General features: G+C 54.8%; 3 protein-coding genes. 1 reads left to right on the top strand and 2 read right to left on the bottom strand.

Annotated features, from left to right (window positions below; translation table 11 throughout):
* Window positions 1-186: 186 nt before the first annotated feature.
* Window positions 187-1,287, bottom strand: coding sequence for a tetratricopeptide repeat protein (locus ACRESD_RS01145; RefSeq protein ID WP_431749246.1), 1,101 nt, complete (start codon window positions 1,285-1,287; stop codon window positions 187-189).
* 123 nt (window positions 1,288-1,410) lie between these two features.
* Window positions 1,411-1,953 (bottom strand): adenylate kinase, encoded by a 543-nt coding sequence (locus ACRESD_RS01140; protein ID WP_431749245.1) that lies wholly within the window; start codon window positions 1,951-1,953, stop codon window positions 1,411-1,413.
* Between the two features lie 164 nt (window positions 1,954-2,117).
* Between ACRESD_RS01140 and ACRESD_RS01135 the strand changes: the two genes are divergently transcribed.
* A partial coding sequence (locus ACRESD_RS01135; RefSeq protein WP_431749244.1) for an N-acetyltransferase family protein occupies window positions 2,118-2,610 on the top strand: 493 nt, incomplete at its 3' end.

Here is a 2,610-nt window from a genome sequence, read left to right as displayed (position 1 = left end):
ATACAGTGCTGGCGTGCTACCACCATATATGCAGTCTGATTCAGTTCTACCCTTATAACTGCGACGATCAGGCTTGGGCAATTTCGACATCATACTCAGAAATATTTTTCAGGCGAGGGCTTGTCAGGGCAAGACCTACTCGCCTGGCATAGTCGAAGTCGACACCTGCTTGCGCGGCCCCGAGGATTAATTAATGTCGCCCAGCAGTTGCTCAAGCCCCTCAGGGGTAGAGTAGAGGGTTTCCAACGCTGCGACTTCTGCCAGTTGCTGCGGCGAAAGGGCTTTTTCTTCGTGCTCAAGCTGGCTGCGCATATCGTCTTCATTCGTCGGTAATTTTTGTTTCAGGGCAACCCGCAAAATGCCACACGCCTTGAGCTTGTCACGTTTGAAACCCTTGCCGGTGTCGATATGGACGGCGAGAGTCGCAGAGGCAACCGCGCTCCCGTGGGCCGCGGCTTTCAGCAACCAGCGGTTCGCCAGCGGATAGTCGACAGGCACTTGACCGCTGCTGCTGTAGAGATAGCCAAGTACATACTGTGCGTTAGTCCTGCCCTGCTCAGCGGCACGGATATACCATTGTATTGCCGCAGTGACATCTTTAGGTGTACCGATGCCGTTCAAGTTGGCTGAGCCGAGCATTTCGTAGGCTTTGCTATTGCCTGAGTTGGCTGCTTGGGTCAGCAGTTTCACTGCGAGTTGTGGATTTGCCGAAGTACCTAAGCCAAAGAAGTAGAGCGTCGCCAGCAGTGTCTGAGCCTCGGCATCGCCCAATGCGCTGGCTTTACTAGCCCAGAACAATGCCTTTTGATCGCTTTTTTTAACGCCGTCCCCACTGTAATAGGCGTTTGCGAGCCGCACTTGGGCCTTGGCATGCCCTTGCATGGCGGCTTTGCGATACCACGTTGCGGCTAGTGCTAAATCGCTCGGCTTTTCCAGGCCTGCAAAACTCGCATCCCCCAAATAGAACTGGGCATCCCGGTTGCCGTTCTCGGCAGCTTTGGTGATCCACTCAAGCCCCTTGCGGTGATCCATCGCTACACCGCGCCCGTAATAGGTGAACATCCCCGTTTTGAACTGTGCGACAGGCTCGCCTTTTTCAGCCGCGCGCAAGTACCACTCTGCGGCCTTTTCAGGATTCTTGCTGACAATCAGCCCCTCGTCGTAGAACGCGCCAATCATCAGCGTGGCGCTGTAGGGGCTACGCCACAATGAAATAGCGAAGGTGACTAAAGCGTAGGCCAGCAGGCCGAAAAACAGCAGGGCTAAGGGAAGGGCAAACCGGCGCAATGTCGAATCCATTCGTAAGGGGTAGAGGGGACAGTGTATTGATGTTGGTGTGCAATGGTATGAAAGAGCCATTGCGCGTGCATAAATTGCTTTTTACCAGGCTTTTATTTTGCCCGTTTCGCGCTATGGCAATACTCGCGACAACGCATGAATGACATCCGCTGCGATTTTTTCAGCGCTGTTCAACCCATCAACCTGCATTATCGGGATGGTCTGTTTTGACATCCACTCTTCGTGCCACGCCCTATTGCGGCCGGAAAAGGTTGGATCGTCATAGTGTGAAGCCCATTCCCGGAACGCCACATGGATCTCATGCATGTCGCCACCCGGCACGATGCGATCTCCGAAACGCTGCTTTTCACGTGCGGCCAATCGTTCAAGGCGAACGGGAGTTGGCGTTGCAACAAACACGATCAGGTCGGCGTTGTTGATCAGCGCATCTCCCCAATTCATACAAGAGCCGGTGAGTACCCAGTTGTCGTCACCGAAATGTTGCTGAATCAAAGCCACGCGCTCCTCGGGCGGGCGCTTGGTTGTGAAAGGAGGGTTGGTGGGCATCCAGTAGAAGTCATCGACATCGAGATGGTGAAGGCTCAGCAACGAGGCCAGGGTATGGCCTAGCGTTGTCACGCCCGCACAGGATGCGCCTGTGATGTAGATCCGCAATTTTTATCTTCCCTGAATAAAGTGGGTTCCGCGCGCGTGATGGTCGATAGCACAGGTGAAACAGCCTAAAGCCATCACCCATTGCTGTCATCATGCCTACCTCATCGGCGGGCATATTGAGATAAGTTGCTCTGTCAAACAGTGCTCGAACAAGGAGTTCCTCAATGATTCGCAAGGCGTTGCCCACTGATGCAAAAGCCATTGCCCAAGTGCATATCAGCAGTTGGCAAGAGGCGTACCGTGACTTGATGCCTGCCGATTACTTGAGTTCGTTGCAAAGCACACTGGCGCGGCGTGAAGCATCTTGGGCTCGCTCGATTGAATCGGGTGAGTCGAGTGTGTGGGTTGCGGAGCTGGACAAGCAGATCGTTGGCTGGATAGCGCTCGGCGCCAGCCGTGACGAAGATGTCGCAGTGGAAAATGTAGGCGAGGTCATGGCCATCTACGTTTTAGCCAGGTGCTGGCAGACGGGGGTTGGGTTGGCCTTGTGGGAGGCAGGGCTGCGGGACTTGATGGAGCAGGGGTTTCAGTGCCTGACACTGTGGGTCCTGGCCGGTAATGAAAGAGCGATTCGATTTTATCGTCGGGCGGGATGCGTTGAGGACGCGGGAAGCGAGCGCAATCTTCAGAGGGGGGGCGTTGCATTGGTCGAGGTGA

The sequence above is a fragment of the Pseudomonas sp. genome (assembly GCF_050739995.1).
Taxonomy (GTDB): domain Bacteria; phylum Pseudomonadota; class Gammaproteobacteria; order Pseudomonadales; family Pseudomonadaceae; genus Aquipseudomonas.
The sequence above is the reverse complement of the archived record's forward strand: the minus strand, read 5'-3'. Positions and strand labels throughout refer to the sequence as shown.